The following is a 25,086-nucleotide window of genomic DNA, read 5'->3' on the forward strand; positions in this document are numbered from 1 at the left end:
AAATGGGTTTCTTCGGTATTACTTTGGGGTATAGTAGTACGTCGGATTACGATGTAAGAGCAGTCAGAATTTTCTGTAAGAAACAAAAAAAATTGGACTTAGAAAAGTGTTTTGTACTTGGTCCAATGTTTATATATCAAAAAAGTGTTTACAATAAAAACAAAAGCACCAGGACCTATATTTGCAGGGTCCAATGTACCATGGAATAAAATGATATTCACAGATATAGGTGCCATAAGGATCAAGGCAAAGGGTACCGCTTTATTAGTTACTAATAAGAGTCCTACAATCACTTCGATAAGCCCTACTGTTTTTAAAATATAGCTATTTGCAAGTGCACCAAATAGTATTCCTGCTTCTGGATTTGCAAATTCAAAATCTGGAAGAAATCCTATAAATTTATTACTTCCAAAAATGATTAACATTACTCCTAATAGTATTTTTAGTGCTAAAATTAATTTTTTCATTTTTTTGTTTTTTCTGGGATTAAATTACTGTATTAGAGACGAAAATGTTAAAAACCTTACAAATTTAGATGAGGAATAAGATGAAAGAAATACCTTAGACCAAGGTTCTTAATGAAGGGGTTTATATATTTTATAAACACGTAAAATGCCTTTATAAACTAAAGACAAACATCTTTTAATCGACAAATTAATGAAACTCACACATCAAATAAAGTACATTTTCCTTGCATGTATATTTCCTATTTTTTCTATTGCTCAAGATTATTTTTACAAGGATAAACAACCATTTAATTCTGAAATCCCGTCTCCAGAATCTTTTCTTGGATATTCTATCGGTGAACAGCATACGCGACATGATCAAATAGTCGCCTATTTTATTAAACTTGCCGAGATTTCTGATAAGGCTTCGATAACCATTTATGGAAAAACACATGAGAACCGAAAACTTGTTATGCTTACTGTTTCTAGTACTCAAAATATAAATAACCTTTCTTCTCTTAAAGAACAACATTTAACGTTTACAGATCCCAATAAAACTGCTACTAATTATGATGAAATACCAGTTTTTGTTCAGTTAGGTTATAATGTGCATGGTAATGAACCCTCTAGTGCAGAAGCAGCCATGTTAACGGCATATACGCTAATAGCTTCTACTAGTGAAGAAGTAACGCAGTATATCGAAAATGCTATTGTATTTATTGATCCTACAATTAATCCAGATGGTCGAGATAGGCATACACAGTGGGCAAATCAATTTAAAGGTAGCCCTTTGGTAAGTGATAATTATGATGCAGAACATAATGAAATGTGGCCTAGAGGTCGAACCAACCACTATTGGTTTGATCTTAATCGGGATTGGTTACTAGGGATTAATCCAGAAAGTAAAGGAAAACTAAAATGGTATCATGAATGGTATCCAAATGTAGTTACGGACTTTCATGAAATGGGAACAAACAGCACTTATTTTTTTGAACCCATGAAACCTATAGGTTCTCAAGATCCTATAATGCCCAAAGAAAATTATAAAGATTTAAATAATCTATTTGCTCCTTATTTTTCAAGTGCATTAGATAATATAGGGTCTTTTTATTTTACAAAAGAAGCTTTTGATGGCACATATCCGGGTTATGGATCTTCTTATCCTGATTTGCAAGGAGGCTTAGCATTGTTATTTGAGCAAGCGAGTTCTAGAGGACATTTACAAGATACAGATTATGGCACTATTTCATTTCCGTTTACAATTCGAAATCAATACATATCTAGTATTGCCACTATCAAAGCAGCGGTAGAGAATAGAGTGGTACTTCGTAAATATCAACAAGACTTTTTTAAATCGGCAGTAAATACTACTCTAAAAAAAGGGGTTAATGCCTATGAGTTTGGTGATTTGTATGATCAAAACCGTAATAAGGCTTTTATTGATAAATTACTACTGCATAAAATTAAAGTATATAAGAATGGAAAACGATTTGTAGTTCCTGTAAAACAGCCGCAACAACGAATGGTACAAACAATTTTTGAGACTTATACTAAATATCGCGATAGTGTGTTTTATGATGCTTCTGCATGGAGTTTGGCTAATTTTTATAATATGAAATATAAAGTAGTACCAGCTACTAATCTTAATGAACAAATTTCTACAACCGATGATCTAGTAAGTTTTGAAAAAACAGAAAAATCTAATTATGCTTACATTCTAGATTGGGACGATTATAACGCACCAGCAGCCTTGTATCATATGCAGTCACAAGGATTAAAAGTAGCTGCCGCGTTTAAACCTTTTAGTAGTATGACCTCTGTAGGAGAGAAAAACTTTAATTACGGTAGTATTCTTATTCCCGTAAGTAAACAAGAAAAAACTAGTGATGAGGTATATGCAATTATTAAAGAAACTCAGAACAAATTCAATGTTCCTGTATATGCAACTAATTCTGGATTTAGTACTAATGGAATTGATTTAGGAAGCCGAAATTTTCAGAAATTAGATACTCCAAAAGCGGTATTACTTGTGGGTGATGGTGTTAGTTCTTATGAGGCAGGTGAGGTTTGGCATCTTTTAGATACTAGAGTGCATATGCCAATTACCAAGTTACAGATTAACGATTTTGATCGTTTGCCATTAGAAAAGTATACTACTATGGTAATGGTTTCAGGAGGGTATAAGCAATTAGACTCTCTTCGTCAGAAAAAGATAAAAAATTGGGTAGAGCAAGGAAATACGTTAGTGACCATATCCAGAGCCTCTAAATGGGCAATAGATAAAAAAATAGTAAAAGAAAACCTTACCAAAAAACCTAAGGATACTACAAAAAACAAAAAAGTAAAACGATTGCCGTATGTTGATGCCGGAGAAAACATAGGTCGTGAACGTTTAGGAGGTGCTATTTTTGAAGTAGATCTTGACATTACACATCCATTAGGTTTTGGATATCGCAATAGGTCATTACCAGTATATAAAAATAATGAAGTATTTGTGGTGCCCAGTGAGAATCCGTATGCTACTGTAGCAAAGTATACAAATAATGCACACATAGATGGGTATATTTCTATCGACAATTACGAAAACTATTTGAAACCATCAGCGTCTTTAATTGTAAGTAAACTTGGGGGTGGACGTGTAATTTTGTTTGCTGATAATCCAAATTTTAGGGGATCCTGGTACGGTACTAACCGTTTGTTTTTGAATGCATTATTTTTAGGTAATCATATTAACGTTCCTAAGGTTGAGAAATAAGTATCCAATAAATTAAAACCCTCGTTATTTAAAATAACGAGGGCTGTAATTTATATATAATTGGTGTAGATTAACCTATCAATTCGTTTTGAATAAGATACTCACCTATCTGTACGGCATTAGTCGCAGCACCTTTACGTAAATTATCTGATACTACCCACATGTTTAAGGCATTCTCTCTAGAGTGATCTCTACGAATTCTGCCTACAAAAACATCATTTTTACCTTCTGCATAAATAGGCATTGGATACGTATTGGTATCTGGATTATCTTGTACGGTTACTCCAGAGGTATCATTCAATAGCGTTCTTACATCGTTTTCAACAAATTCATTTTCAAATTCCAGATTCACGCTCTCACTATGTCCCCCAACAACAGGTATTCGTATTGCAGTAGCAGTAACAGCAATTGTACGATCATCAAGAATTTTTTGTGTCTCGTTCACTAATTTCATCTCCTCTTTGGTATATCCATTTTCTTGAAAAACGTCACAATGCGGAATGGCATTACGGTGAATAGGATAAGGATACGCCATTTCTCCTTTTTCACCAGCATATTCGTTCTCTAACTGTTGCACTGCTTTCACGCCAGTACCTGTTATAGATTGATAAGTAGAAATAACCGCACGATTGATTTTATATTTATCGTGTAATGGTCCCAAAGCCATAACTAATTGTATTGTTGAACAATTAGGATTAGCAATAATTTTGTCTTCTTTGGTTAATGCTGTGGCATTAATTTCTGGTACAACTAATTTTTTTGTTGGATCCATTCTCCAGGCAGAAGAATTGTCAATAACAGTAATACCAGCTTCTGCAAATTTTGGAGCCCATTCTAAAGAAGTATCTCCTCCTGCAGAAAACAATGCTACATCAGGTTGCATCTCAATAGCGGTTGTTAATCCAACTACAGTATATTCTTTATCTTTATAAGAGATTTTTTTACCTATTGATCTCTCTGAGGCTACAGGGATTAATTCTGTTACAGGAAAATTTCTTTCCGCTAATACTTTTAACATTACGGTACCTACCAAACCAGTAGCACCAACAACAGCAACTTTCATATTCTACTTATTATATTTTAGTGTTTCTCTATTTCAGAAACTTTTATTTTTAAAGCCTACTTCATTTTTGATGATACAAAAATCGTATAAACTGTTTAAATTTCCTCAAATGTGCGGAATATTTCTAGTATGACAATTATTTTACATAAAAATATAGAAATTAGCATGATTTGTTATATATAAAACAAATTGTAAAAAAATAACCGCCCAATCAAGGACGGTTTAGTTAGAATATGTAGTATAGCGGTAGCTATAGATAATTCTTGTATAACAATTACTGCTTTTTCAGAAGATCTCTTATTTCGGCAAGTAATTCTTCTTGTGTAGGACCAGCAGGAGGTGCAGGTGCAGCCTCTTCCTCTTTCTTTTTAGATTTTTCATATGCTTTAAGCACAATAAAAATAAATAATCCAACAATGATAAAGTTGATTATCGCTTGTATTAGATTACCATACGTCATTACAGCAGCTCCAGCCTCTTTAGCTGCGGCTAGGGTTTCATAGGCTTGTCCGTCTAATGAAATGAATTTTTGAGTAAAATCTGTTCCTCCTGTAATAACACCAACGATTGGCATAATGATATCGGCTACTGCCGAACCAACAATTTTGTTAAAGGCGCCACCAATTACAACAGCTGTGGCTAAGGCAACAATATCTCCTTTTAGTAAAAAAGATTTAAAATCCTTAAAAAATCCCATATTGATTATATTTAGATAATTAGTATAGTACTAATTTAACGAAAAAAAACAGCGTTTGTTAAAATTATCTTTATTAATACGCATTTCTTTTCGATAAAAATCAATTATCATCGATAACAATACGTTTTACGCGTTGCGCTATTGCGGTTAATAGCTCATAAGAAATGGTTCCTGATAACTCAGCGACTTTAGCAGCATCCGAATTGGCGTCAAAAATAGAGATTTCATCACCTTCTTCACAATCAATATTTGTAACATCAACCATAATCATATCCATACATACATTGCCAATGATAAAGGCCTGTTTGCCTTTGATCATTACAAATCCTTTTTTATTACCATATTGCCTACTTATACCATCTGCATGGCCAATCGGAATAGTGGCAGTTTTTGTAAAATCACTAGCCTTAAATGCTCTATTGTATCCGACTGAGTCTCCTGGTTCTAACTTATGAATTTGAGAAATTACCGACTTTAAAGAAGCTACGGGTTTGAGTTGAGCGTCATATTTAGCATCATTACCATAGCCATATAATCCAATACCTGCACGTACCATATCAAAATGGGCCTCGGGATAATTAAGTAATCCAGAAGTATTAGATTGATGCAGTAATGGTCTATATCCCAATCTCTCTATCATAATATCTGTTATTTTTCTAAAGAGGTTGATTTGATGCACTGTAAAATCTCTTTCAGAATGATCTTCACTTGCAGCTAAATGAGAAAGTATAGCTACTATTTTTATACTATCAGTTTTAGAGAGTTTGTCAATAATATGATCAATACCATTTTCACCAAACCCAATACGATTTAGTCCACTATTAAACTTTATATGAATAGGATATTCTTTTTGTTTATTTAAAGTCGCTACCTCAATGAATTTTGTCAACGTTCTAAGGCTATAAATACTTGGCTCTAAATCATATTTGATTAACTTTTCAAAGTTTACAGGCTGAGGATGCAGTACTAAAATGGGTGTTGTAATACCGGCTTCTCTTAGAGTAATTCCTTCAGAAACATACGCAACAGCAAAATAATCTACCCCTATTTTTTCTAAATGTGTAGCCATTATCGCCGCATCGCTACCATATCCAGATGCTTTTACAACAGCTAACATTTTTACGGTAGCATCGATCTTACTTTTTAAATAGGTATAATTGTGAGTAAGATGGCTAAGGTTGATTTCTAATACAGTTTCTTTTACACTACTACTCATTCGATTTCTTAGATATTTCCTTAGGGTCTTTAACGTCCATTTTGCTTACCTTTTCTTTTAGCATAGCTTTATAATATGCTCCCCGACTTAGAGGTTCGTACTCCTCGGTTTCACCTAGTAAGACTAAATCATCTTTTGTAGATTTGCGGTAGCTAAACTGTGCCAAGTTTCCTGTTCTTGTGCAAACGGCGTGTACTTTAGTAACATATTCTGCGGTAGCCATTAATGCTGGCATTGGTCCAAAAGGATTGCCTTTAAAATCCATATCCAAACCAGCAACAATTACTCTAATTCCTTGATTTGCTAAATCATTGCAAACAGCAACAATTTCATCATCAAAAAATTGAGCTTCATCTATTCCTATCACATCACACGTGTTTGCTAATATTCTAATATTTGCGGCTGCTGGTACTGGAGTTGATCTAATCTCATTTGAATCATGAGAAACCACCATTTCATCGTCATATCTTGTGTCGATTGCAGGTTTAAATATTTCAACTTTTTGTTTTGCAAATTTAGCGCGTTTTAACCTGCGAATTAATTCTTCGGTCTTGCCCGAAAACATAGAACCACAGATTACCTCTATCCAACCAAATTGCTCTTTATGATTTACTGTATTTTCGAGAAACATTTTGTATTTTTCAGCATCAATTAAAGAAATCCCTTCTCCTTAACATACCAGATGAATTTTAAAACCACCTAAAATGGTTATTGATTTACATCTTTTTTTGGTATTGCATTAAAGATGAGGTAAATTTATTAAAAAACAAATAGCAGTATTATAAACGAATAAGAAAGTTATGAAGAAGAAATTGGAAGCCGAGCTTATTAGTATTGCTCATAGAATATTACAACTTAAAGGTAGCGGGACATTACTCCAGTTGCAAGAAGAAGCGAGACAGGTCTATGAAAAATTAACTATTCTTAATTTTTCTGAGAGCCATTTTGCAGGTCCTCAACCAACCATTGGGCAAGTTAGAGCCGCTATTGATCAAAGTGTTTTAGAAAAAGAAGTAAAGATTGAAAACAAAATTCAGGAAACTGAAGGAATAGAAATTTCAGAATTAGAACCGATTATAAAAGAGGAACCTGTTGTTGAAACGATAGTAGAGCCAGAATTAAAAGAAGTAGAACAAATAATCGAAGAACCAAACGTTGAGCATAAACCGGAGTTAGTAATCGAAGAAATTAACGCTCGAGTTACAGAAGATCTTTTTGTACCCGCAATTGCCAACGAAGATAAAGCAATAAATAATTTACATAGTACTGAAAATAGAGCCAATAAAGATCAAGAAGATTATAAAACGCATGCACGATCTACATTCGAGACCGAAACTCAAGATGAGAGGCCTAAATCACTTAATGAACAGCTTCGTAAAGATATCCATATTGGGTTAAATGACCGATTAGCGTTTATCAAGTATCTTTTTGAAGGTAGCGCTCCAGATTATAATCGTGTATTATCCCAACTTAATACATTAACAAATAAAAAGGAAGCTCAAGAGTTTATAATAAACATGGTGAAACCAGATTATAACCATTGGGAAAATAAAGAAGAATATGAAGAGCGCTTTATAACTACTGTGCTTAGTAAATTTGATGAGTAGATACGATAGTTTAAATGATAAAAAATAATCATACTCGAAATGTTTTGGATATAGTTTCCGACAGATATTAAGAACTAATAATAAAATTGTAATGAAAATTGTTTATTGGATTGCTACTGTTGCATTGTGTGCTATAATGTTATATTCTGCTCAGATGTATTTTTTTAATACAGAAATGGTTAAAGGTTTTTTTGAAAGCTTTAATTATCCAACTTATATAGTAATTCCATTAGCAGTGGCAAAATTGTTAGGTATTGCAGCAATACTTACCAATAAAATAAAATGGGTTAAAGAATGGGCCTACGCAGGTTTCTTTTTTGATTTGGTATTAGCTAATTTAGCCCATGCTAATGCAGGACACCCTATTGGTTTCTCTGTATATGCAATAGTATTGTTGATTGTTTCTTATGTAGCAGGAAAAAAAGTAAGACCTTAATGTCAAAATTATACCTTGTCCCAACACCCATTGGCAACCTAGAAGATATAACTTTTAGAGCACTTACAGTACTTAATGAAGTTGATTTAATTCTTGCAGAAGATACTCGCACAAGTGGAAAATTATTAAAGCATTTTGAGATTTCAACTCCTATGCAAAGTCATCATATGCATAATGAACATAAAACTGTTGATCGAATTATCCAAAAATTAAAAAACGGAGAAACTATTGCTTTAATTAGTGATGCAGGAACCCCTGCAATAAGTGATCCAGGGTTTTTATTAACAAGAGCCTGTGTCGAGCATAAAATTGAAGTAGATTGTTTACCAGGAGCAACAGCTTTTGTACCCGCATTAGTAAATAGCGGTTTGCCAAATGATAAGTTTGTTTTTGAAGGGTTTCTGCCTATAAAAAAAGGAAGACAAACACGATTAAAGATACTTGCAGAAGAAACAAGAACTATGATCTTTTATGAATCTCCTCATAAACTTATTAAAGCATTAACAAGTTTTGTAGAATATTTTGGCGCTGACCGACAGGTTTCTGTGTCAAGAGAATTAACCAAAATGTACGAAGAAACGATACGTGGAACAGCACAAGAAGTACTAAATCATTTTGAAGCTAAACCCCCTAAAGGAGAGATTGTAATTATCGTAGAAGGAAACAAATAAATACATTTAAAACAAAATTTAATAGCACATATAATGACTATTACAACATTTATAGAAAAACTTAAAACTACACCAAAAGCCATTTCATTTCAGGAAACCATGCAAGTGATTGAAGATCATTATGATTTTGAACCTACATCATTTACCAATGGAGAAATAACAAATAATACAGGTCAAAATTCAGGTTCTTGTAAGTTATTTGCTTTTGCAAAATTACAGCAACTTAATAGTGAAGAAACTTTGCATTGTTTTGGAAATTATTATACCGATGTTTTAAATACTCCAGCGGGTAATGATCACCAAAATATTCGCAATTTTATGAAAACAGGATGGAATGGGATTTCTTTTTCTAATGATCCTTTATTGCTAAAATAAAAACATCTATTTTTTTGATTGTTTGAACTTTTTGGTCATTTCTTTATGCCACAATCGCTGTTTTGGATTTGTCAAAGCTAGAGAAAAAGGACTGTAAATAGGCATTAGAATTTTTTCATGAGTAGTAGAGATTCCTAGGTTGATTTGCTTATCTAGATTTAGATCTGGCTTATAGATAGGCATTTTAGTACGCTTTTTTGATATTGAGTGATCTTTAAAAGGTTTAAATTCATGCTGTTTTGTAACTTTTTTCTGGCTATAAGTACTTATAGATACAGAGAATATAAGCATAATAGTCATATATGTTAAGCCATGTACATTCATGATACTATTTTATAAATTAGATAGTTTACGTTGTTATACTAACTAAAGATAAATTCAAAAGTTGCAAAATCGTTGAAAAGTAAACCATTATTCACCATTTTAGGAATAAGTGCACTAGTTTTTTTATTATGGCAACTTCCTTATTTTGGTTTTATACAGTATCCTTTTTTATTATTAGGTACTTGGTTTCATGAAATGGGCCATGGTTTAACTGCTGTATTGCTAGGAGGCAAATTTTATTATTTAGAGATTTATGAAAACGGAGGAGGAGTTGCATATTCTGATGTTTCGTTAAGTTATCTCAACACCAACTTGGCTAGGGCGATGACAGCAGCAGGTGGTTTACTTGGACCTGCAATTTCTGGAGCGATATTGATTACATCTGCAAAAAAGAAAGTTACTTCTAAAGTTACACTGTGGCTCTTAATTATTGTCATGGTAGTATCTTTACTTTTATGGATACAAGAACTATTAGCATTAGTAGTTTTAAGTGTTTTTGCAGCTATTTTATTTGGTATAGCTATACTAAAGATCAGAAGACTAGAAATTTTTACACTTCTTTTTTTAGGAACACAATGCGTATTAAGCACGTATTTGCAAATAGGGTATTTATTTACAAAACAATTTGAAAGAGATGGAAACATCCAATATTCAGATACACAAATGATCGCAGTACATCTATTTGGAACCTATTGGATGTGGGCAATATTAATATTAATACTTACTATTATTCTTGTTTATAAAAGTTATCGATATTATTTAAAAAAATAAAGTTGTTAGAAAACGTAGTTTTCTAACAACTTTTATCTTACTGAGAGCAAATTAATTAAGCCTCTGGATATAAAGTAACATAATCACCACTGGATACAGGTGGACTAACCTCCATTTTATTTTTTTTAATAACAATCTCTACAGGTCTATCACTTTTTGCATCATTAGCAGTCAAGAAACAAAAAAAGTTAGACTTACATGTCCATGTTTTACGATCGTCTTTGTACCGTATCCACCAATAATCCTTTCCCGTTCTACCGATTCCTGTCCAATACCCAGCTTTTAAAGCAAATATTCGTTCGTTATTGTCAATCAGGTCAAAACGTTCAATATCATATCGATCACTTTCATATCGGTGTATAAATTCTATTTCTGTAATTGGTGTTCCCCATTCATTTTTAATGTAAACATCACTCCATGAATTTGGACGTCCTTTTTCGAACTCTAAGGTCTGGTTTTCTAACGCTTCACTATATGATAAGTTTTTCATACTATTTGATTTTAAGTTTCTGCTATTTATAAGTTTATAAAAATATCAATTGTCACAAGCACCAGCGATGTCACGAGAAATGGTTTCAGTTTCTATAAGTCGATTAATTATATTCGTCCCACGAACAGTAACTTCGATATAATCATCTTGTATATCGGTGATAACACCTGTAAAGTTGTTAAAAGCAAACTGCGTAGTTATTTCTTGTCCGGTTAGGGCTTCGCTATTTTCTTGATAAGTTCCTTTAATTCTAAAACGTTGTACATAAGGTATTCTCACATTTTCATAGGTTTGATAGATATCTGCTACCGTAATAGCTGTTTTGGGAGGTACTTGTTGGGTACGCTCTGTAGAGATTTGTGTAGATCGACTTTCTTCAAAGGCGCCAGATCTGGTGCTTGTATTGGTTCTTGATTTACTAAAAACGTAGCTGCCAGTAACTGAACTTTTAACAGAGCCTCCTGCACCAAAGAACTTAGTAGATACCTCAGCCTCGATAGTTACAGAAACCGAATACTCTTGGCTTGAGCTAACCGACATCGACTCTTCCCAACCTAGTATTTCTTTAGTTTCTAGAGATTCGGATCTGCCTACTGTTTGTTGTAGGTTGCCGCTACTACAGTTTCTTAAGGTACTGTTATATGCTTCTGAAGTTCTCGAAGGTGGTAGTATCGGTCGCATAAATTTTGATTCAATAGGTTGTATGTCCCAATCAATATCAAAAGATAAAATTCTGAAATAAGCAGGATCGACATTGTTATTTCTTGCGTTAAGACGATCTCCTAATAAGAAAAGAGGATTTCCTGTAAAAGTAGGAGTTATGGTATATAGACCAGTTTCAACTTTATCAATTTTGAACTTATAATTTGGAGGTATACCTGTATTATTGCCTCCATTTCTAATTAGATTTGCTTTACTCTGAATTCGTAGCTCCGAATTGGCAGGAACAATATATAAGTAATGTATATCATCCCCGTTATGCACAGCAATGGTAAATACTCCTTCCTCACCAGGTACTTGGACAAATCTATAGGTTGTAAATAATCCGGTGTTTTCTGAATTATAATCTAGATCAGCCAATTGGCTAATGATAATTGGAGTATTTAAAAGTACAGTATTTGTATATAAAGTAGAATTAGGTGCTCCATATATTTCATCACTATTTGCAGTAGCAAGTTGCATAAAATGTTTAACATCTTCTCGAATACTAACCTTGGCGTATAGATCTTCAAGTGCATCTGCAGTTATTTCTTGTGCTATTGGGCTAGAAGTAAACGAGAGTTTTGATATTTCAGAAGATGCTAATTCAGTATTGGTTTCATCAAAAATTTTAATGGTTAGTGCAACACCATTTTTGAGTTCAGTTTTTGCCTCATCAGACAGATTTTCATTTTTTAGAGATAAGTTGGCGGTATTATTGAATTGATCAAAAGGTATTTTTTGACTGTAATTACCTGTCGTTGCAGTAACTGTAATATCAGCGGTCGTTGGTTTGTATCCTTTTCTGGCAATAGTCCTAGCACTTATACTTATTCCTATTTCTCCTGCATCAGTTTCAAATTCTTTTAAATCGATACCTGGTAATTGCTCTATTTCTGGAATTGGTTGTTCTCCTATTTCTCCGTCATCATTACTACATCCCCATAATATTAATACTAAAAGGATGAGTGTTTTTAAAATAATTGTGTGAATTTTCATAATGTGTTTTTCTAGTTAATTTTTCCCCGCTGATTTACAGTTTTGATATTCGTGTATAAATGAATACTCCAAAATTGAGATTGCTACTTAATAAATAAAAGACTGTAAATACTGTAAAAATAAATCCGTGGAAAATCCTTGTTTGGCACGGGTAAATACGGGTTAATTAACTGATAGTTAGATATAAATGGTTTTTTTGATTAGTTTTAGAGTACTATAAACAGTAAAAAATCAAAACAATGGGGGATTTAATTTCAGAAGAAGAATTTGAAAATTGTACTACACGATGGTGCGAAGAAAATGTATTGAGTTTGGCACATCATTTTCATGGATTGCATAAAACTCAGTATGAAAGAGTAACTCGCTTTGATATGAAAGGTGTCGAAGAATTCAGAACTATTGATAAAATAGATAAAATAAGAATTTGTTTAGCGCTTAAAAAAGTAAAGAAAAAAAACAGGAAGAAAGAAATTACATTTTGTCCTTACCTTCAAATCAATGAGGATAAAGGCTTAAGTTTTGAACTCATACCTACTACAGAAAGACCACCATTATTTCCAAAGTTGCCAGGCTCTAATCGTGTTCCAGAAATATTTAAACATATGGTTTGGAAAAATTGGGATCAGGTTGAGATGCATCATATTGATGATCTTTTTCATTGTACTAATAAAGAAAATCAAGAAAAAAACACTGATAAAGAATGTATAGTAAGAGTGCGATCTTTTGAAATAACAGGAGCTGATATTATTAAGGCTATAAATGATAAAAAAGAAATAATTAATGAAATTATTCTGTATCCCGGAATTGATATGAATAAATTTAATACAAAAGAGATGATTTCTTTTACACCTGTGTTGGGAATTAAACCTAATCTTTTTGAGACTAGTGGTACCAATAAAATGGGTCTCATAGAGTCTAATGATGATGAAACTTTTATAGAATATAGTTTGCCATGTCCTCCCACTTGTTAGCGTAACTATTTAATTAGATATTAATGAATAAAGAACTTTTTTTCATAATAGGCAATATCTCTTCTCTTGTCATAATTGTGCCAATAGTATTTGCTATATTAAAATATAACAGATTAAATAAGGTACAAGTAAGCTTGGGTTATATTTTAATTTTGGTATTTATTGTGGAACTGATTACAAATATATTTTGGCACAAAAAAATTAATAATTTACCGATATTTCATTTTTATGCCATTTTTGAGTTTTTATTGATTGTCAATATCTATAAAAGTGCTTTGTCAGGGCTATTCTCAAAAGGAGTTTTTATTATTTTGGCAATTGGTTTTACGGCATTTGCAATTATCAACATGTTCTTTTTTCAGAATATTTTTGAATTTAACTCTAATGTCACAACGGTAATGGGAGTATTAGTCGTCTTTTTTGCATTAAGTTATTTTTATAAATTACTAAAGGAAGTACGGTATAGTGCATTAGAAACTAATCCTATGTTTTGGATAAATTCGGGCTTCTTGATTTATTTTTCGAGTAATTTAATACTCTTTTTTATTAATAATAACCTGTTTAAAGAAGCTTCAGAGGCAAGTTATATGGTTTGGGGACTTCATGCTATTGTTAATATCATATTAATACTGTTTTATACGATTGCCATATGGGTGAAACCGAAGGAACAATAACATTAAAGATAATAATCATTGGTATGGGAGTAATTTTTCTATTATCTCTATCCTTGATCGTATTCTTTGTTATATACCAACGCAGGTTATTGGCACAACAGAAAAAGCATCAAAAAATAGCATCAGATTATCAAAAAGAACTATTACAAACTTCTATTTTAAGTCAAGAAGAAGAACGCACTCGAATTGCAAAAGAATTACATGATGATGTTGGTGCTATGCTTACCACAACTAAACTATATTTTGGACAAATTATACCAGAATTACCTCCTGAAGAATTAAAAGAGATTACAGACAAAACAAAAGTCTTTTTGGACGATATGATTCGTAGTGTACGCAGTATCTCCCAAGATTTAAGACCAGTAGTTTTAGAAAAATTGGGATTGATAGAAGCGATACAGAGTTTGATTCAAACGCTGAATGATTCAGGTAGAATTAAAGTATATTTTGATAATAATACAAATAATGTAGTACCAAAATCAAAAGAACTAAACTTGTATAGAATTGTTCAGGAGTTGATTACAAATACTATTAAGCATGCAGAAGCTTCTGTTATCAAGATTATATTGAAAAATGAGGGAGACGGGTTGATTATTTTATATGAAGATGACGGAAAAGGGATAGACCAAGAAATGCTTTTGCATAAAAAAGGATTAGGACTTAAAAATATAGAAAGTAGATTATCTGTACTATCAGGAAGTATGAAATTCCTTAAAAAAAATGAGGGAATAAAAGTTGAGATTAGATGTATGTAGCTATACATCAGAAGTTAATTACCACATAATTATGGATACTATAAAATTAGGACTAATTGATGATCATAATTTATTTCGCGAAGGAATAAAATCTTTATTACTTAAAATGTCTGGTATTTCATTAGTACTAGAAGCAGTAAGTGGGAGGGATTTTTTAACTAAATTAAGCAATATAGTTCCAGATGTTGTTCTTTTAGATTTAGAAATGGAAGATATAAATGGAGTAGAAGTCACACAAAAAATACAAGAACTATACCCAGATCTAAAAATTATTATCCTTACTATGCATAAAGAAGAAAGAATGATTTCTTATTTAATGGAGTTAGGAGCTAATGGATATTTATTAAAAGATACAAATCAGCAAGAACTAGAAGAGGCTATACGATCTACGCACCAAAAAGGATTTTACTTTAACGCTTTGGTTTCTGAGGCATTATTAAAAGGTCTTAAGAATAAAGGAGCAAAACCTCAAATCATAGGTAAAAACTACCAGCTTACGAGTAGAGAGTTAGAGGTGTTAGAATTAATTACTATGGAATATACGACCACAGAAATAGCCGACAAACTTTTTCTGAGCGCCAGAACAATTGAAGGTCATCGTAAAAACCTAATCAGTAAATTAGGGGTGAAAAATACAGCTGGATTAATAATGAAAGCGGTTAGAGACAATATTATTTCGATTTAAAAGCAATCAATACGAATTAAAAAGACCTGTTAATTTTCTCAAAACTAACAGGTCTTTTTAATTCGTATTGATAATATTGAAATATTAACTAGACATGTTTACCTTTTTCCCAACCATGTTTGCCTAGGTATTGTTCTCCAGATTCAATAGCACCTTCTTCTACCATGGTACCCATAGAATCATTCCATCTATTTAGGTATCCAAATAAGGAAATAACACCTAACATCTCTACGATTTCACCTTCGTCCCAGTATTTATATAATTCTGTTTTAATTGTGTCATCAACAGCATTGGGAATAAGAGAAGCAGCAAGAGAAAAATCAAGAGCTGCGCGCTCTGCATCACTAAATGCTGAATGAGTTTTATATTCCCAAATATTATCTAGTTGTTCCTGCTCTGCACCATAACGTTCTGCAGCTCTAATAGCATGAGCCTGACAATATCTACACCCTGTAGCATTACTGCTTACCCATGCAATCATACGTTTTAAAGCAGATGTAACTCTACCTTCATTAGCCATAACAGCTTTATTTAGATTTATAAACGCTTTAGAAATGGCTGGTCTTCGTTGCATTGTTAATACAGAATTTGGGCAAAAACCTAAAGTTTCATTAAAGAATTCTGCTAATTCTCTAGTTTCTGGATCGTGATCCGCAGATAATGGAGTTACTAATGGCATATGTATGTGTATTTTTGATTGTAAGTATAATTTTTATGGCTAGCAAAATACAAAACTAAAGTCAAATCAAGAGTGGTCAAGATGTTTTTTGTACTTTGGATTTTTAATATTGGAATATACTTTACGAATGAGATGGACACTAAAACCAAAGCCCGAAATAACAGCGGTAAATACTTTGGCAAAAGCACTAAATGTTGATACGATAATTGCCACACTTCTTGTACAAAGAGGCATTCAAACCTATGATGAAGCTAAAAAGTTTTTTAGACCATCACTAGATGAGTTACACGATCCTTTTTTGATGAAGGATATGGATAAGGCTGTTGTGCGAATAAAAAATGCTATTGAAAGTGGAGAAAACATAATGGTATATGGTGATTATGATGTAGACGGAACAACTTCTGTAGCGTTACTGTCGTCATATTTAAAAACATTATCACCACAAGTAACAACATATATTCCTGATCGATATAATGAAGGGTACGGTATTTCTTATACAGGAATTGATTATGCTCATGATAACGATATCTCTCTGATTGTTGCTTTAGATTGTGGTATTAAAGCTATTGAGAAGGTAGCTTATGCAACATCTAAAAATATTGATTTTATTATTTGTGATCACCATAGGCCAGGTGATAAAATCCCTGATGCCGTTGCAGTTTTAGATCCAAAACGTGAAGATTGCGAATATCCATATAAAGAATTATGTGGTTGTGGTGTAGGATTTAAATTGATTCAGGCGTTAGCCATAGATCAAAATCAAGAAATAGAAGATTTATTACCTTATTTGGACTTGGTGGCAACTGCTATTGGAGCGGATATTGTGCCTATAACTGGAGAAAATCGCATATTGGCATTTTATGGGTTGCAAGTTATTAATGCTGCACCAAGAGCTGGTTTTAAAGCAATGTTATCCGAGGTAAAAAAAGAAAACTTAACCATTACAGATGTAGTATTTATAATTGCTCCTAGAATTAATGCGGCTGGAAGAATGAAACATGGATTACATGCCGTAACATTGCTTACAGAAGAAAACTATGAGATAGCATTACAGTATGCATCAGAGATAGAAGTATACAATAGTGATCGAAAAGATGCCGATAAAAGCATAACAAAAGAAGCATTAGCACAAATACTTCATCACAAAGAAGAGGATAGATATACTACAGTTGTTTATGACGAGAAATGGCATAAAGGAGTTATTGGTATTGTAGCATCTAGATTAACAGAGACCTATTATCGCCCCACCTTAGTATTTACTAAAAGTGGTGATAAGTTAGCCGCTTCGGCGAGATCTGTTAAAGGTTTTGATGTGTATAATGCACTTAATGAATGTACAGATTATATAGAGCAGTTCGGTGGACATAAATATGCAGCGGGTCTTACATTACTCGAAGAACAGTATGAGGCGTTTAAACAAAAGTTTGAAGAGGTTGTTTCTTCAACCATTGATACAGCATTATTAACTCCTGAAATAGCAATAGATACAGCAATAGAATTTGAACAGATAACCCCAAAGTTTTTTCGAATCTTAAAACAATTTGGACCTTTTGGACCTGGAAATATGACTCCCGTGTTTATGACAGAAGGTGTAAAAGATACAGGATATGGTAAATGTGTAGGCGAAGATGATAAACATCTGAAATGTAAAATACAAAAGAATGGTATTGCTATTGGAACAATAGGTTTTGGTCTGGGAAATAAGCATAAGATAATAGCCAGTAAACAAGATTTTAAGGCAGCCTTCACGATTGATGAAAACGAATGGAATGGAGTTGTATCTCTTCAATTAAAGTTAAAGGATATCAGTGAGTAAATAAAACTAATATTTTGTTTATATTTATTTAGACTGATTATAAATAATTTAGTATTTTTGAGTTTAAAATAGAACTCATGATGAATGCTATTGACAAAATTTTTAGTAATCAGCTTGGAATTTCTTTTTTCTGGAAGAAAGAAGAGGTTAGTATAACACCCCGCATACAATTAGTATTTAAGGATATCGGATTCTTATTAAGTGTTAATGAGTTAAAGGATTTTTCTAATGCTTGTACTATTGCATTACAAACCCAATGCGCTGCATGTAAAACCCCCAAAACATGTAGGTCTTTATTGTTAAAAACTCCTTCAGATAAGATTGATCTAGCAGTAAATAAAGAAGAACTTGATCAAATAAAAGAGCTTATTAACGAAACTATTTTTCGTGTAGAACTTAAAAACTGGATGCGCAACTTGTGTCTTAACTAAAAGAATTATTTTCTTATGAAGTCCATTATCTTATAAGAGATTTCTTCAGCTTTTGTTTCTTGAATAAAGTGTTTTTCGTCTATGATATGAATGTCTTCATTTTTTACATTTAAAGCATTAGCAGCACGTGTTTGCTGTGGCGGCCATTGTAACATAGTATCGTGAATTCCCCATATTACAGAAACCGGTACAGTAACGTTTTCAAAGACATCAGAATAATCAGGTAGTTCATTACAGGTTTGACTAAAAAAGTAATACATAGCTTTAGTCTTTCCTTCTAACAATGGTGTTTTATAACCTTCGACATCTATTGAGTTTAGTGTATTTTCTTTAAGACCTTGTTTAAATAGGCTTTTTAATAAAGTATTTGTAGAAACTCCATTTCTATAGGCCCACATAGCGGTTTTTGCCATGCCTCCTGGTTTCATTCGAACAGGAGGATAAAATCCTTCTTCATAAATAATAGTATTTAAAACAATGAGTTTTTCTATTTTATCAGGAGCTTGTCTCATTAACTCCCAAGTCCATAAACCACCAGCATCATGCATAACATGAGACCATTTTTCTATACCCAAAGATGCCATAAGCTCTAATAAACGTTTGGCATGATTTTCTGCATTATAAAGCTCAAAACCATCCGGAGAATCGCTAGAACCATACCCTAGCATGTCAGGAATTATGACACGATAACCACTGTCTACAAGGGGTTTTATCATTTTACGATATAACCAGCCAGAGGTTGGAACGCCATGAAGAAGGACAATTACAGGTCCTTTTCCTTGGTCTACATATTTTATAAGTCCATCATCTGTAGGGAATAACCTTTGATCTGCTCTAAAATCTTCATAGGTAATCTGATTTTTTCTGATTTTGGTATTTTCGTATGGTTTACATGAAAATAATAATATACCCGTAAGGATAAGTACAAAAAACTTCTGCATGGTAATGATGATTTATAAGTGGGCAATTTACTTAAAATCATTTTTGTATGCTATAAGGTTTTGAAATTTAATAAAAAGACAATCGCGTATCGAATGTTTTTAAAGCAATGGCTTAACATAATACTACTTGGACAGCAATTTTTATTAACTTCTTTGTTTTTCACATCTCTTGATTGTTAACTTGACAACCATACTCAAACATTGCATCCTGATTTATTGAAAAGTAAAACTTCTACTCGGTCCATTAAAGTTTCCAGTTCGAGAACTATATATCAATTGGTACCAATCGCTTACCTTCAAAATATTAGTCTGGTTTTTAATTACTTTTTGAATATAATCATCATAAGTAAGGATAGACTGATATGATATTAATTCTACTTTTTCTACTGTTAGGGTGCCATTTGTATGTGCTGTTGCTACTGGATGTATAATACTATCTGGAAGTTCTGGGATAATGATTTTATCATTGTCTTTACTATTAAATGTTACATACCAACCAAATGTTGAACCATCAATATCGATACATTGCGCTCTACCCACGACATGATCATTGCCTTGTACTGATAAGTCGATTTGATTATTTGAAAATGTGTAGTCGAACGTCACATTCGGAATTTGATAATTGCTCAGGGGAGCTCCTTTACGTTCAGTAAAATAATTGCCAAATCTAAAAGTATGTATATAGGAGCTGAATGAGTTATTCAAGTAATACTGCATAGGGCTATCTACAACACTTCCTCTATTAAAATGGTAGATTTGATTATAATTACTAAAATCATTTTCTTCTTGTGACATTGTGCCATAAACACCTAAATATGAAGAAGTATTTGAGAATGTATTTGTAGAGTTTACTACAAGTTCACGAGATTCAAGATTAGTATCACTGAAATTTGCTTTATCCAGTATGTAATCTTCTCTTATTGGCTTGTCAATAACAAGGTATTGGTATGAATTTGGTTCATATACATAAAATGAATTAAACTGATTGGTATTTTGGGGTGTCGTATACGTGGATAGATTTAAGTAATTTTCAGTAGTATTCAAAAAACTAGTATACCCAGATTCTGCATCTTTCAATGATCTTAAAGACCCTTGCGCTTTACCACCTTGTCCTATCAAAATATCATTAGAGAGGAAATTAACTGTTGGTATTTGAACGCTGAAACCATTTTCAGCACTTGGTCGAATAGGTTCGGCTAAATTAAGTATTTTAGGGTTGTTTCTAGTCAGGTTTTGATGTGTAGAGATTCCTGTAGCATTGCCATTATCTTGTAAATAAAATGACAACATGAATTCTGTAGTGGCATCAAATTCTTCAGGAGTATTTAAAATAATTTGTCGATCGTCTCTTAAAATTTCTTTAGAGACTACTAGTGAACCATCCATGCGAGAAATAAAAACAACAGGAAAAATAATAGCCGGATTTAATCTGTTTTCTGGAATATTGATAGTAATAAGTCTTCGATAGATATTTACAGGTATTTCTAAAGTGGTTGTATTTCCTAAAGTATCAATCGCTATAATTGTAAATGCTCCTTCTCCAACTCCAAAGGTTTCAGGATCAAATTTGTAATTTATCTCGGCGCTTATATCTGTTACAATTAATGACTCATCATTAAACTTAATTTCAACAGAGGTAATGTCAGAGTATAGATCTGTAATCTCAGGGTTTAAGGTAAGAGATTGATCAATTATCATTTCATTGGTAATACTTTCAAGATTAATTTCTGGTCCACTATTATCGGATATAAAATTCACTTCAAAAAATGCTTTGTTTTCGGCAAGATCAATTGCTTCAATCTTTAGCTTATTTTCTCCATCTGATAAGGTTGATGTATCCAAGTTTACCTCAAATTCGGTTTCCTCAGTAATTTCTGATATTAAATTATCATTGACATATATATTGACCCTTGCAATGCCTTCATTATCCAATGCTTTAAACGTAATTGCATTCGTATTTCCACTAAGAATTGTTTCTTCTTGCAACGAAACTTCACTTATCATAGGTATTTCATTATCAATATTTATAAGTTGTTCTTTTGAGGAAACATTTCCAGCTTTATCAGTTGCCGAAATTTTTAAAGTATAATCTTTAAATTTTCCAGTTAAGCTTTTAGAAGAATACCCAGAAATATCTATTGTAATTAGAAATGGTGGAGTGGTGTCTTCACTTATCTTTTGATTGTCTATAAAAGCCTCAATCTTATCAATACCATTAGCGTCCTCAGCGTCTATTTTTATTTCAAGTTGTTGACTTACAACAATCGCAGTTTCTTCACTAGTATTTGGGAAACCAGTAAAAGAAATCTCTATACTTGGAGGGGTTATGTCTGATTCTAGAGGGTTAGTGTCTTCACTATCACAGGAATAAGTGAGCAAAATAATTGTAAGTAAAAATACAAAAGTGCTTGAGTAGTTGGTCATGATTAGTGTCTTAAATAGAAGTTGTTTAATATATGTGTAATGGTTAGGCAAAATGTTATCCAAGATGCTTCTTTTTTATTCATAAAATTCTTATAAAGTTGAGTACGGACCTTATAATTCTTATAAATACAATGTTAATGGTTGAACTAATTTAAAAAAACTAGCACTACTTATTTTTAATATACTTTTTTTATTAAAATCTCTTTTCCGTTAAAATTAAAATACGCTCCTTCTGTTTTACCTAGTATTAATTTACCAATAGGAGAATTGGCTGCCAGTACAAAATAGGGTAGTTGCTCGATTTCTACCTTGCCTATAGAAATACTTAAAAAATACTGCCCTTGAGAGGTAATAATTAAACTGCCTAGTCGTATATGTGTAGAGGCAGCTAAGTCAATTTTTGCAACTATTTGCTGTAATTTTTGTACTTGAGCTAATTGCGCTCCGGCTTTTTCACGTTCAAGTTGTAGCATGGCACGACCAGTTTCATGTTTATCTCCTGCAGTGCTTTTTGTTTCTGAAGAAAGCGATTCTTGAATATCATGTATAGTTCCTTGGATACGCTGTAATCTTTGTGCTACGTATTCTTGGCATTTATGAAGTAAAGCTTCTTTAATTTTGTGTTTACTCATTATTGATTTTTAGACTTTAATAAAAAATAAAGTGGGTAATTTAGGATATGGGTTTCATGAAATATTTTAAAACCTAATTTAGTATAAAAATCTCTATTACTTTTTGTAGTAGTCTCAAGATATATTGGTTTTGATGATCCGTAGAAATAAAGTACTTCGTTTAATAATATAGTGCCTAAACCTTTATTTTTGTAAGAAGGAGAAGTACCCATAATCCACAAATGTAAAAAAGGGTGTTTAGGATGGTATTTAGCCAAAATTTTCTCTCTTTTCAAAACCCTAAAAGCATTTCTAAACCCAGTACACCAGATGGCAAGTTCTATTTCCCATAAAAGTGTCTTTAAATTCGTTTTTTTTCTTTCAGAATCTAAGAATAAGACACAACTTTTCTCATTATCACTTAGAAATATATCTCCAAAAGTGAGTGCCATGTTAACTTGATATTTCATTAATCGACGGATTCGTTTTTCTCTTTTATGATCTTGTTTTACTACAAAATTTATAGAATTTGGAAATGTTTCGGTTATAAATGTAGCCGATAAAATAGCTACTACTTTTTCTTTATGCTTAAAAGAAGCTTTTTTCATTTAGCCAATTGCGCATTGTGATTAATGATCTTTAAATACTAAAGTACCATAATTATTCATCTGTATAAAAATCCATTCTTTTCTTTTTTGGGTATAATCCGATGCAGGGGTTGCGAGATACTTTAAAGGATTAGGTAGTATTGCAGCAATTGCTGCCGCTTGTTCTTTATTAAGGTTTTCTGCAGGGATGTTAAACCAAAACTTTGCGGCTGCTTCTGCACCATAAATACCATTACCCATTTCGATACTATTTAGATAAACTTCTAGAATACGCTCTTTAGACCATAACTTTTCAATTAAAAATGTAAAATAACTTTCTAATCCTTTTCTAACCCAACTGCGTTGTGGCCATAAGAATACATTTTTTGCTGTTTGTTGTGAAATAGTACTAGCTCCTCGTAAACGTTTTCCGGCTTTGTGCTGTGCAATTGCCCGTTTAATAGCTTTTGTATCAAAGCCATTATGTTCAATAAATCGTTGATCTTCACTACAAATTACTGCTAACTGCAAATTTTTTGAAATCTTAGATAAAGGTTTCCAGCGATGTTGTATGGTATGTTTTTTTTGTAATTTTCTAATGATCATTAATGGTGTTCCAGGAACATCAATCCACCGATAGCTTAATACCCAAACAGGGCTAAGTAATAAGAACGCCACAAAGCTTTTTAAGAGAATGCGAATAATTTTTTTCATCTGTTAACTTTTATTGTCATTCAGTTTGAATAGAGTGATCAAAAAATCATTTTACTTATTTCATTTTATAACTATGTTAATAGAAACTAATTTATAGTAGATCTGCTAATTCTGTGCCAATAATACTTCCTATGGCAACGCCCATTCCTCCTAATCGAACTCCGCAAAACACATTATTTGATAGTTGTTTTACAATAGATTTTTTTTGAGACCCTACTCCCATTATGCCACTCCAGGAATAATCAATTTCAAAAGTAGTGTCTGGTAAAATAACATCATGCAAAAGCTCTTTTAGTTTATCTTGAACCACAAAGGTTTGAGCAAGTTCTGTAGTTTCTTCTGTTTTAAAATCTAGATTTCGGCCTCCTCCCAAAAGAACTCTATCATCAATATTTCTAAAGTAATAGTACCCTTTTTCTAAATGAAATGTGCCTTTAATATGCAAGTTTTTAATTGGTTTTGTAATTAAAACTTGAGCACGAGCAGGTTTTACATTATCAACTCCCAATAAAGAAGCAAAACCATTTGTAGCAATTAATACTTTCTTACTATAAAACGTAAATTGATCTGTTTTTATTTCTGTAGAGGTGTTAAGATCATTTATTTCTGTAACATGACAATTGTTTAAGATATGGATGCCACATGATTGTACTTTATAAAGAAGTTGCCTCATCATCTTTCCGGTATCAATTTGTCCTTCGAGCTGATTTACAATATACTGAGGTTGGATATTTTTAAAACGAAAAGAGTTTTCTTGAGAAGTAAATACATTGTCTTTAAAAATGGATTTTAATAGTGTATTTATATACTCTTTTTTAGAAATACATTCTTGGTATAAGATTTTATCATTTTTGGTAAATAATTCATATCCCTTATAGTGCTTGTATCCTATGGCTTGATCTCCTAAGGTTTTTCGTAAAATATCAAGACCATTAACTCTTTTTTGAATGAGTTGTAAAACTTCTTGTTCTGTGTGTGAATTTAGATCGTCAAGGATTTCCGATAAACTTCCAAAACAGGCAAATCCAGCATTTTTAGTACTAGCACCATTTGGGAGCATACCGCGCTCAAGGATAAGAATTTTTGATTTAGGAAACTTTTCTCGTAACCTTAATGCGCTGGTAAGACCAACAATGCCACTGCCTATAATAGTAAAATCTACAGCCGTTAACCACGATTTATATTCCCAATAGCTAAAATTCATTTTTAATATAAGAGAATAAAAAAACCTCTAATTAGAGGTTTTTTT

General features: G+C 32.3%; 27 protein-coding genes. 12 read left to right on the top strand and 15 right to left on the bottom strand.

The genetic code is table 11. The features are described from left to right. Positions 1–98: 98 nt before the first annotated feature. Positions 99–467: a DoxX family membrane protein gene (locus AWE51_RS16175; RefSeq protein WP_066315371.1), complete on the bottom strand. Its 369-nt coding sequence runs from the start codon at positions 465–467 to the stop codon at positions 99–101. Positions 468–657: 190 nt separating this feature from the next. On the opposite strand from AWE51_RS16175, the gene AWE51_RS16180 reads away from it, so the two are divergent. Then, positions 658–3,201: a M14 family zinc carboxypeptidase gene (locus AWE51_RS16180; RefSeq protein ID WP_066315374.1), complete on the top strand. Its 2,544-nt coding sequence runs from the start codon at positions 658–660 to the stop codon at positions 3,199–3,201. Between the two features lie 70 nt (positions 3,202–3,271). Here the strand turns inward: AWE51_RS16180 and AWE51_RS16185 are convergent, their stop codons facing one another. The 4 genes from AWE51_RS16185 to AWE51_RS16200 all read right to left on the bottom strand — a co-directional run bounded on the left by AWE51_RS16185 (position 3,272) and on the right by AWE51_RS16200 (position 6,808). Next, positions 3,272–4,264 (bottom strand): aspartate-semialdehyde dehydrogenase, encoded by a 993-nt coding sequence (locus AWE51_RS16185; protein WP_066315378.1) that lies wholly within the window; start codon positions 4,262–4,264, stop codon positions 3,272–3,274. A gap of 274 nt (positions 4,265–4,538) precedes the next feature. Beyond that, positions 4,539–4,961, bottom strand: coding sequence for a large conductance mechanosensitive channel protein MscL (gene mscL, locus AWE51_RS16190; protein WP_066315381.1), 423 nt, complete (start codon positions 4,959–4,961; stop codon positions 4,539–4,541). Positions 4,962–5,061: 100 nt separating this feature from the next. Continuing rightward, complete coding sequence (gene alr, locus AWE51_RS16195) at positions 5,062–6,177, bottom strand: alanine racemase (RefSeq protein ID WP_066315384.1); 1,116 nt, start codon at positions 6,175–6,177, stop codon at positions 5,062–5,064. Continuing rightward, positions 6,170–6,808 (bottom strand): thymidine kinase, encoded by a 639-nt coding sequence (locus AWE51_RS16200; protein ID WP_066315387.1) that lies wholly within the window; start codon positions 6,806–6,808, stop codon positions 6,170–6,172. The genes alr and AWE51_RS16200 overlap by 8 nt, the downstream gene beginning before the upstream one ends. A 169-nt stretch (positions 6,809–6,977) precedes the next feature. Here AWE51_RS16200 and AWE51_RS16205 point away from each other — a divergent pair, with 169 nt between their 5' ends. The 4 genes from AWE51_RS16205 to AWE51_RS16220 all read left to right on the top strand — a co-directional run bounded on the left by AWE51_RS16205 (position 6,978) and on the right by AWE51_RS16220 (position 9,266). After that, positions 6,978–7,784: a hypothetical protein gene (locus tag AWE51_RS16205; RefSeq protein WP_066315390.1), complete on the top strand. Its 807-nt coding sequence runs from the start codon at positions 6,978–6,980 to the stop codon at positions 7,782–7,784. Positions 7,785–7,875: 91 nt separating this feature from the next. Beyond that, positions 7,876–8,220, top strand: coding sequence for a DoxX family protein (locus AWE51_RS16210; RefSeq protein WP_066315392.1), 345 nt, complete (start codon positions 7,876–7,878; stop codon positions 8,218–8,220). Beyond that, positions 8,220–8,891, top strand: a complete 672-nt coding sequence (rsmI, locus tag AWE51_RS16215; protein WP_066315393.1) for a 16S rRNA (cytidine(1402)-2'-O)-methyltransferase — start codon at positions 8,220–8,222, stop codon at positions 8,889–8,891. The genes AWE51_RS16210 and rsmI overlap by 1 nt, the downstream gene beginning before the upstream one ends. A gap of 33 nt (positions 8,892–8,924) precedes the next feature. Continuing rightward, on the top strand, positions 8,925–9,266 hold the full coding sequence (locus AWE51_RS16220; RefSeq protein WP_066315395.1) for a HopJ type III effector protein: 342 nt from the start codon (positions 8,925–8,927) through the stop codon (positions 9,264–9,266). 6 nt (positions 9,267–9,272) lie between these two features. On the opposite strand, the gene AWE51_RS16225 is transcribed toward AWE51_RS16220, so the two are convergent. Then, positions 9,273–9,590: a hypothetical protein gene (locus tag AWE51_RS16225; protein WP_066315398.1), complete on the bottom strand. Its 318-nt coding sequence runs from the start codon at positions 9,588–9,590 to the stop codon at positions 9,273–9,275. A 72-nt stretch (positions 9,591–9,662) separates the two neighbouring features. Here AWE51_RS16225 and AWE51_RS16230 point away from each other — a divergent pair, with 72 nt between their 5' ends. Then, a complete protein-coding gene (locus AWE51_RS16230; RefSeq protein ID WP_066315404.1) occupies positions 9,663–10,361 on the top strand; it encodes a M50 family metallopeptidase in 699 nt (232 codons plus the stop codon). Between the two features lie 55 nt (positions 10,362–10,416). Here AWE51_RS16230 and AWE51_RS16235 read toward each other — a convergent pair whose 3' ends face one another. Together AWE51_RS16235 and AWE51_RS16240 are read right to left on the bottom strand one after the other, a co-directional pair. Next, complete coding sequence (locus AWE51_RS16235; protein WP_066315407.1) at positions 10,417–10,851, bottom strand: hypothetical protein; 435 nt, start codon at positions 10,849–10,851, stop codon at positions 10,417–10,419. 45 nt (positions 10,852–10,896) lie between these two features. Further along, positions 10,897–12,549, bottom strand: a complete 1,653-nt coding sequence (locus AWE51_RS16240) for a hypothetical protein (RefSeq protein WP_066315410.1) — start codon at positions 12,547–12,549, stop codon at positions 10,897–10,899. Positions 12,550–12,788: 239 nt separating this feature from the next. Here AWE51_RS16240 and AWE51_RS16245 point away from each other — a divergent pair, with 239 nt between their 5' ends. Genes AWE51_RS16245 through AWE51_RS16260 form a run of 4 tightly spaced genes read left to right on the top strand, consistent with a single transcriptional unit; the run spans position 12,789 to position 15,634 of the window. Further along, positions 12,789–13,520 (top strand): hypothetical protein, encoded by a 732-nt coding sequence (locus AWE51_RS16245; RefSeq protein WP_066315413.1) that lies wholly within the window; start codon positions 12,789–12,791, stop codon positions 13,518–13,520. Positions 13,521–13,543: 23 nt separating this feature from the next. Further along, positions 13,544–14,194 (top strand): hypothetical protein, encoded by a 651-nt coding sequence (locus AWE51_RS16250; RefSeq protein WP_066315415.1) that lies wholly within the window; start codon positions 13,544–13,546, stop codon positions 14,192–14,194. After that, positions 14,170–14,949: a sensor histidine kinase gene (locus AWE51_RS16255; protein ID WP_082832477.1), complete on the top strand. Its 780-nt coding sequence runs from the start codon at positions 14,170–14,172 to the stop codon at positions 14,947–14,949. The genes AWE51_RS16250 and AWE51_RS16255 overlap by 25 nt, the downstream gene beginning before the upstream one ends. Before the next feature lie 31 nt (positions 14,950–14,980). Further along, the gene (locus tag AWE51_RS16260; protein ID WP_066316324.1) at positions 14,981–15,634 is read left to right on the top strand and encodes a response regulator transcription factor; all 654 of its coding nucleotides are present in this window, start codon (positions 14,981–14,983) and stop codon (positions 15,632–15,634) included. Between the two features lie 88 nt (positions 15,635–15,722). Here the strand turns inward: AWE51_RS16260 and AWE51_RS16265 are convergent, their stop codons facing one another. Then, positions 15,723–16,313 carry a carboxymuconolactone decarboxylase family protein gene (locus AWE51_RS16265; protein WP_066315418.1) on the bottom strand — a complete coding sequence of 197 codons (591 nt, stop codon included), beginning with the start codon at positions 16,311–16,313 and terminating at the stop codon, positions 15,723–15,725. 127 nt (positions 16,314–16,440) lie between these two features. Between AWE51_RS16265 and recJ the strand changes: the two genes are divergently transcribed. Next, a complete protein-coding gene (recJ, locus tag AWE51_RS16270; protein ID WP_066315420.1) occupies positions 16,441–18,129 on the top strand; it encodes a single-stranded-DNA-specific exonuclease RecJ in 1,689 nt (562 codons plus the stop codon). Between the two features lie 77 nt (positions 18,130–18,206). Further along, positions 18,207–18,560, top strand: a complete 354-nt coding sequence (locus AWE51_RS16275; protein WP_157766133.1) for a hypothetical protein — start codon at positions 18,207–18,209, stop codon at positions 18,558–18,560. Positions 18,561–18,565: 5 nt separating this feature from the next. Here the strand turns inward: AWE51_RS16275 and AWE51_RS16280 are convergent, their stop codons facing one another. The 6 genes from AWE51_RS16280 to AWE51_RS16305 form a co-directional block, all read right to left on the bottom strand. Beyond that, a complete protein-coding gene (locus AWE51_RS16280) occupies positions 18,566–19,501 on the bottom strand; it encodes an alpha/beta fold hydrolase (protein WP_066315425.1) in 936 nt (311 codons plus the stop codon). A 213-nt stretch (positions 19,502–19,714) separates the two neighbouring features. Continuing rightward, positions 19,715–21,925 (bottom strand): Ig-like domain-containing protein, encoded by a 2,211-nt coding sequence (locus AWE51_RS16285; protein WP_066315430.1) that lies wholly within the window; start codon positions 21,923–21,925, stop codon positions 19,715–19,717. A 176-nt stretch (positions 21,926–22,101) separates the two neighbouring features. Further along, positions 22,102–22,557, bottom strand: coding sequence for a 3-oxoacyl-ACP synthase (locus AWE51_RS16290; protein ID WP_066315432.1), 456 nt, complete (start codon positions 22,555–22,557; stop codon positions 22,102–22,104). After that, positions 22,557–23,144: a GNAT family N-acetyltransferase gene (locus tag AWE51_RS16295; RefSeq protein ID WP_066315435.1), complete on the bottom strand. Its 588-nt coding sequence runs from the start codon at positions 23,142–23,144 to the stop codon at positions 22,557–22,559. The genes AWE51_RS16290 and AWE51_RS16295 overlap by 1 nt, the downstream gene beginning before the upstream one ends. A 21-nt stretch (positions 23,145–23,165) precedes the next feature. After that, positions 23,166–23,837 (bottom strand): monofunctional biosynthetic peptidoglycan transglycosylase, encoded by a 672-nt coding sequence (gene mtgA / locus AWE51_RS16300; RefSeq protein ID WP_066315438.1) that lies wholly within the window; start codon positions 23,835–23,837, stop codon positions 23,166–23,168. Positions 23,838–23,928: 91 nt separating this feature from the next. Further along, positions 23,929–25,041 carry an NAD(P)/FAD-dependent oxidoreductase gene (locus AWE51_RS16305; RefSeq protein WP_066315440.1) on the bottom strand — a complete coding sequence of 371 codons (1,113 nt, stop codon included), beginning with the start codon at positions 25,039–25,041 and terminating at the stop codon, positions 23,929–23,931. Positions 25,042–25,086: the final 45 nt, after the last annotated feature.

It is taken from the genome of Aquimarina aggregata (genome assembly GCF_001632745.1).
Taxonomy (GTDB): Bacteria; Bacteroidota; Bacteroidia; order Flavobacteriales; family Flavobacteriaceae; genus Aquimarina; species Aquimarina aggregata.

What these genes read in the sequence shown, in the direction of transcription:
- AWE51_RS16295 (WP_066315435.1), bottom strand. Translation starts at nt 23,144, where the DNA reads ATGAAAAAAGCTTCTTTTAAGCATAAAGAAAAAGTAGTAGCTATTTTA.
- AWE51_RS16260 (WP_066316324.1), top strand. Translation starts at nt 14,981, where the DNA reads ATGGATACTATAAAATTAGGACTAATTGATGATCATAATTTATTTCGC.
- recJ (WP_066315420.1), top strand. Translation starts at nt 16,441, where the DNA reads ATGAGATGGACACTAAAACCAAAGCCCGAAATAACAGCGGTAAATACT.
- AWE51_RS16220 (WP_066315395.1), top strand. Translation starts at nt 8,925, where the DNA reads ATGACTATTACAACATTTATAGAAAAACTTAAAACTACACCAAAAGCC.
- AWE51_RS16235 (WP_066315407.1), bottom strand. Translation starts at nt 10,851, where the DNA reads ATGAAAAACTTATCATATAGTGAAGCGTTAGAAAACCAGACCTTAGAG.
- AWE51_RS16180 (WP_066315374.1), top strand. Translation starts at nt 658, where the DNA reads ATGAAACTCACACATCAAATAAAGTACATTTTCCTTGCATGTATATTT.
- AWE51_RS16200 (WP_066315387.1), bottom strand. Translation starts at nt 6,808, where the DNA reads ATGTTTCTCGAAAATACAGTAAATCATAAAGAGCAATTTGGTTGGATA.
- mtgA (WP_066315438.1), bottom strand. Translation starts at nt 23,837, where the DNA reads ATGAAAAAAATTATTCGCATTCTCTTAAAAAGCTTTGTGGCGTTCTTA.
- alr (WP_066315384.1), bottom strand. Translation starts at nt 6,177, where the DNA reads ATGAGTAGTAGTGTAAAAGAAACTGTATTAGAAATCAACCTTAGCCAT.
- AWE51_RS16290 (WP_066315432.1), bottom strand. Translation starts at nt 22,557, where the DNA reads ATGAGTAAACACAAAATTAAAGAAGCTTTACTTCATAAATGCCAAGAA.
- AWE51_RS16250 (WP_066315415.1), top strand. Translation starts at nt 13,544, where the DNA reads ATGAATAAAGAACTTTTTTTCATAATAGGCAATATCTCTTCTCTTGTC.
- AWE51_RS16240 (WP_066315410.1), bottom strand. Translation starts at nt 12,549, where the DNA reads ATGAAAATTCACACAATTATTTTAAAAACACTCATCCTTTTAGTATTA.
- AWE51_RS16305 (WP_066315440.1), bottom strand. Translation starts at nt 25,041, where the DNA reads ATGAATTTTAGCTATTGGGAATATAAATCGTGGTTAACGGCTGTAGAT.
- AWE51_RS16265 (WP_066315418.1), bottom strand. Translation starts at nt 16,313, where the DNA reads ATGCCATTAGTAACTCCATTATCTGCGGATCACGATCCAGAAACTAGA.
- AWE51_RS16245 (WP_066315413.1), top strand. Translation starts at nt 12,789, where the DNA reads ATGGGGGATTTAATTTCAGAAGAAGAATTTGAAAATTGTACTACACGA.
- AWE51_RS16280 (WP_066315425.1), bottom strand. Translation starts at nt 19,501, where the DNA reads ATGCAGAAGTTTTTTGTACTTATCCTTACGGGTATATTATTATTTTCA.
- AWE51_RS16275 (WP_157766133.1), top strand. Translation starts at nt 18,207, where the DNA reads ATGATGAATGCTATTGACAAAATTTTTAGTAATCAGCTTGGAATTTCT.
- AWE51_RS16285 (WP_066315430.1), bottom strand. Translation starts at nt 21,925, where the DNA reads ATGACCAACTACTCAAGCACTTTTGTATTTTTACTTACAATTATTTTG.
- AWE51_RS16210 (WP_066315392.1), top strand. Translation starts at nt 7,876, where the DNA reads ATGAAAATTGTTTATTGGATTGCTACTGTTGCATTGTGTGCTATAATG.
- mscL (WP_066315381.1), bottom strand. Translation starts at nt 4,961, where the DNA reads ATGGGATTTTTTAAGGATTTTAAATCTTTTTTACTAAAAGGAGATATT.
- AWE51_RS16255 (WP_082832477.1), top strand. Translation starts at nt 14,170, where the DNA reads ATGGGTGAAACCGAAGGAACAATAACATTAAAGATAATAATCATTGGT.
- AWE51_RS16205 (WP_066315390.1), top strand. Translation starts at nt 6,978, where the DNA reads ATGAAGAAGAAATTGGAAGCCGAGCTTATTAGTATTGCTCATAGAATA.
- AWE51_RS16185 (WP_066315378.1), bottom strand. Translation starts at nt 4,264, where the DNA reads ATGAAAGTTGCTGTTGTTGGTGCTACTGGTTTGGTAGGTACCGTAATG.
- AWE51_RS16175 (WP_066315371.1), bottom strand. Translation starts at nt 467, where the DNA reads ATGAAAAAATTAATTTTAGCACTAAAAATACTATTAGGAGTAATGTTA.
- rsmI (WP_066315393.1), top strand. Translation starts at nt 8,220, where the DNA reads ATGTCAAAATTATACCTTGTCCCAACACCCATTGGCAACCTAGAAGAT.
- AWE51_RS16225 (WP_066315398.1), bottom strand. Translation starts at nt 9,590, where the DNA reads ATGAATGTACATGGCTTAACATATATGACTATTATGCTTATATTCTCT.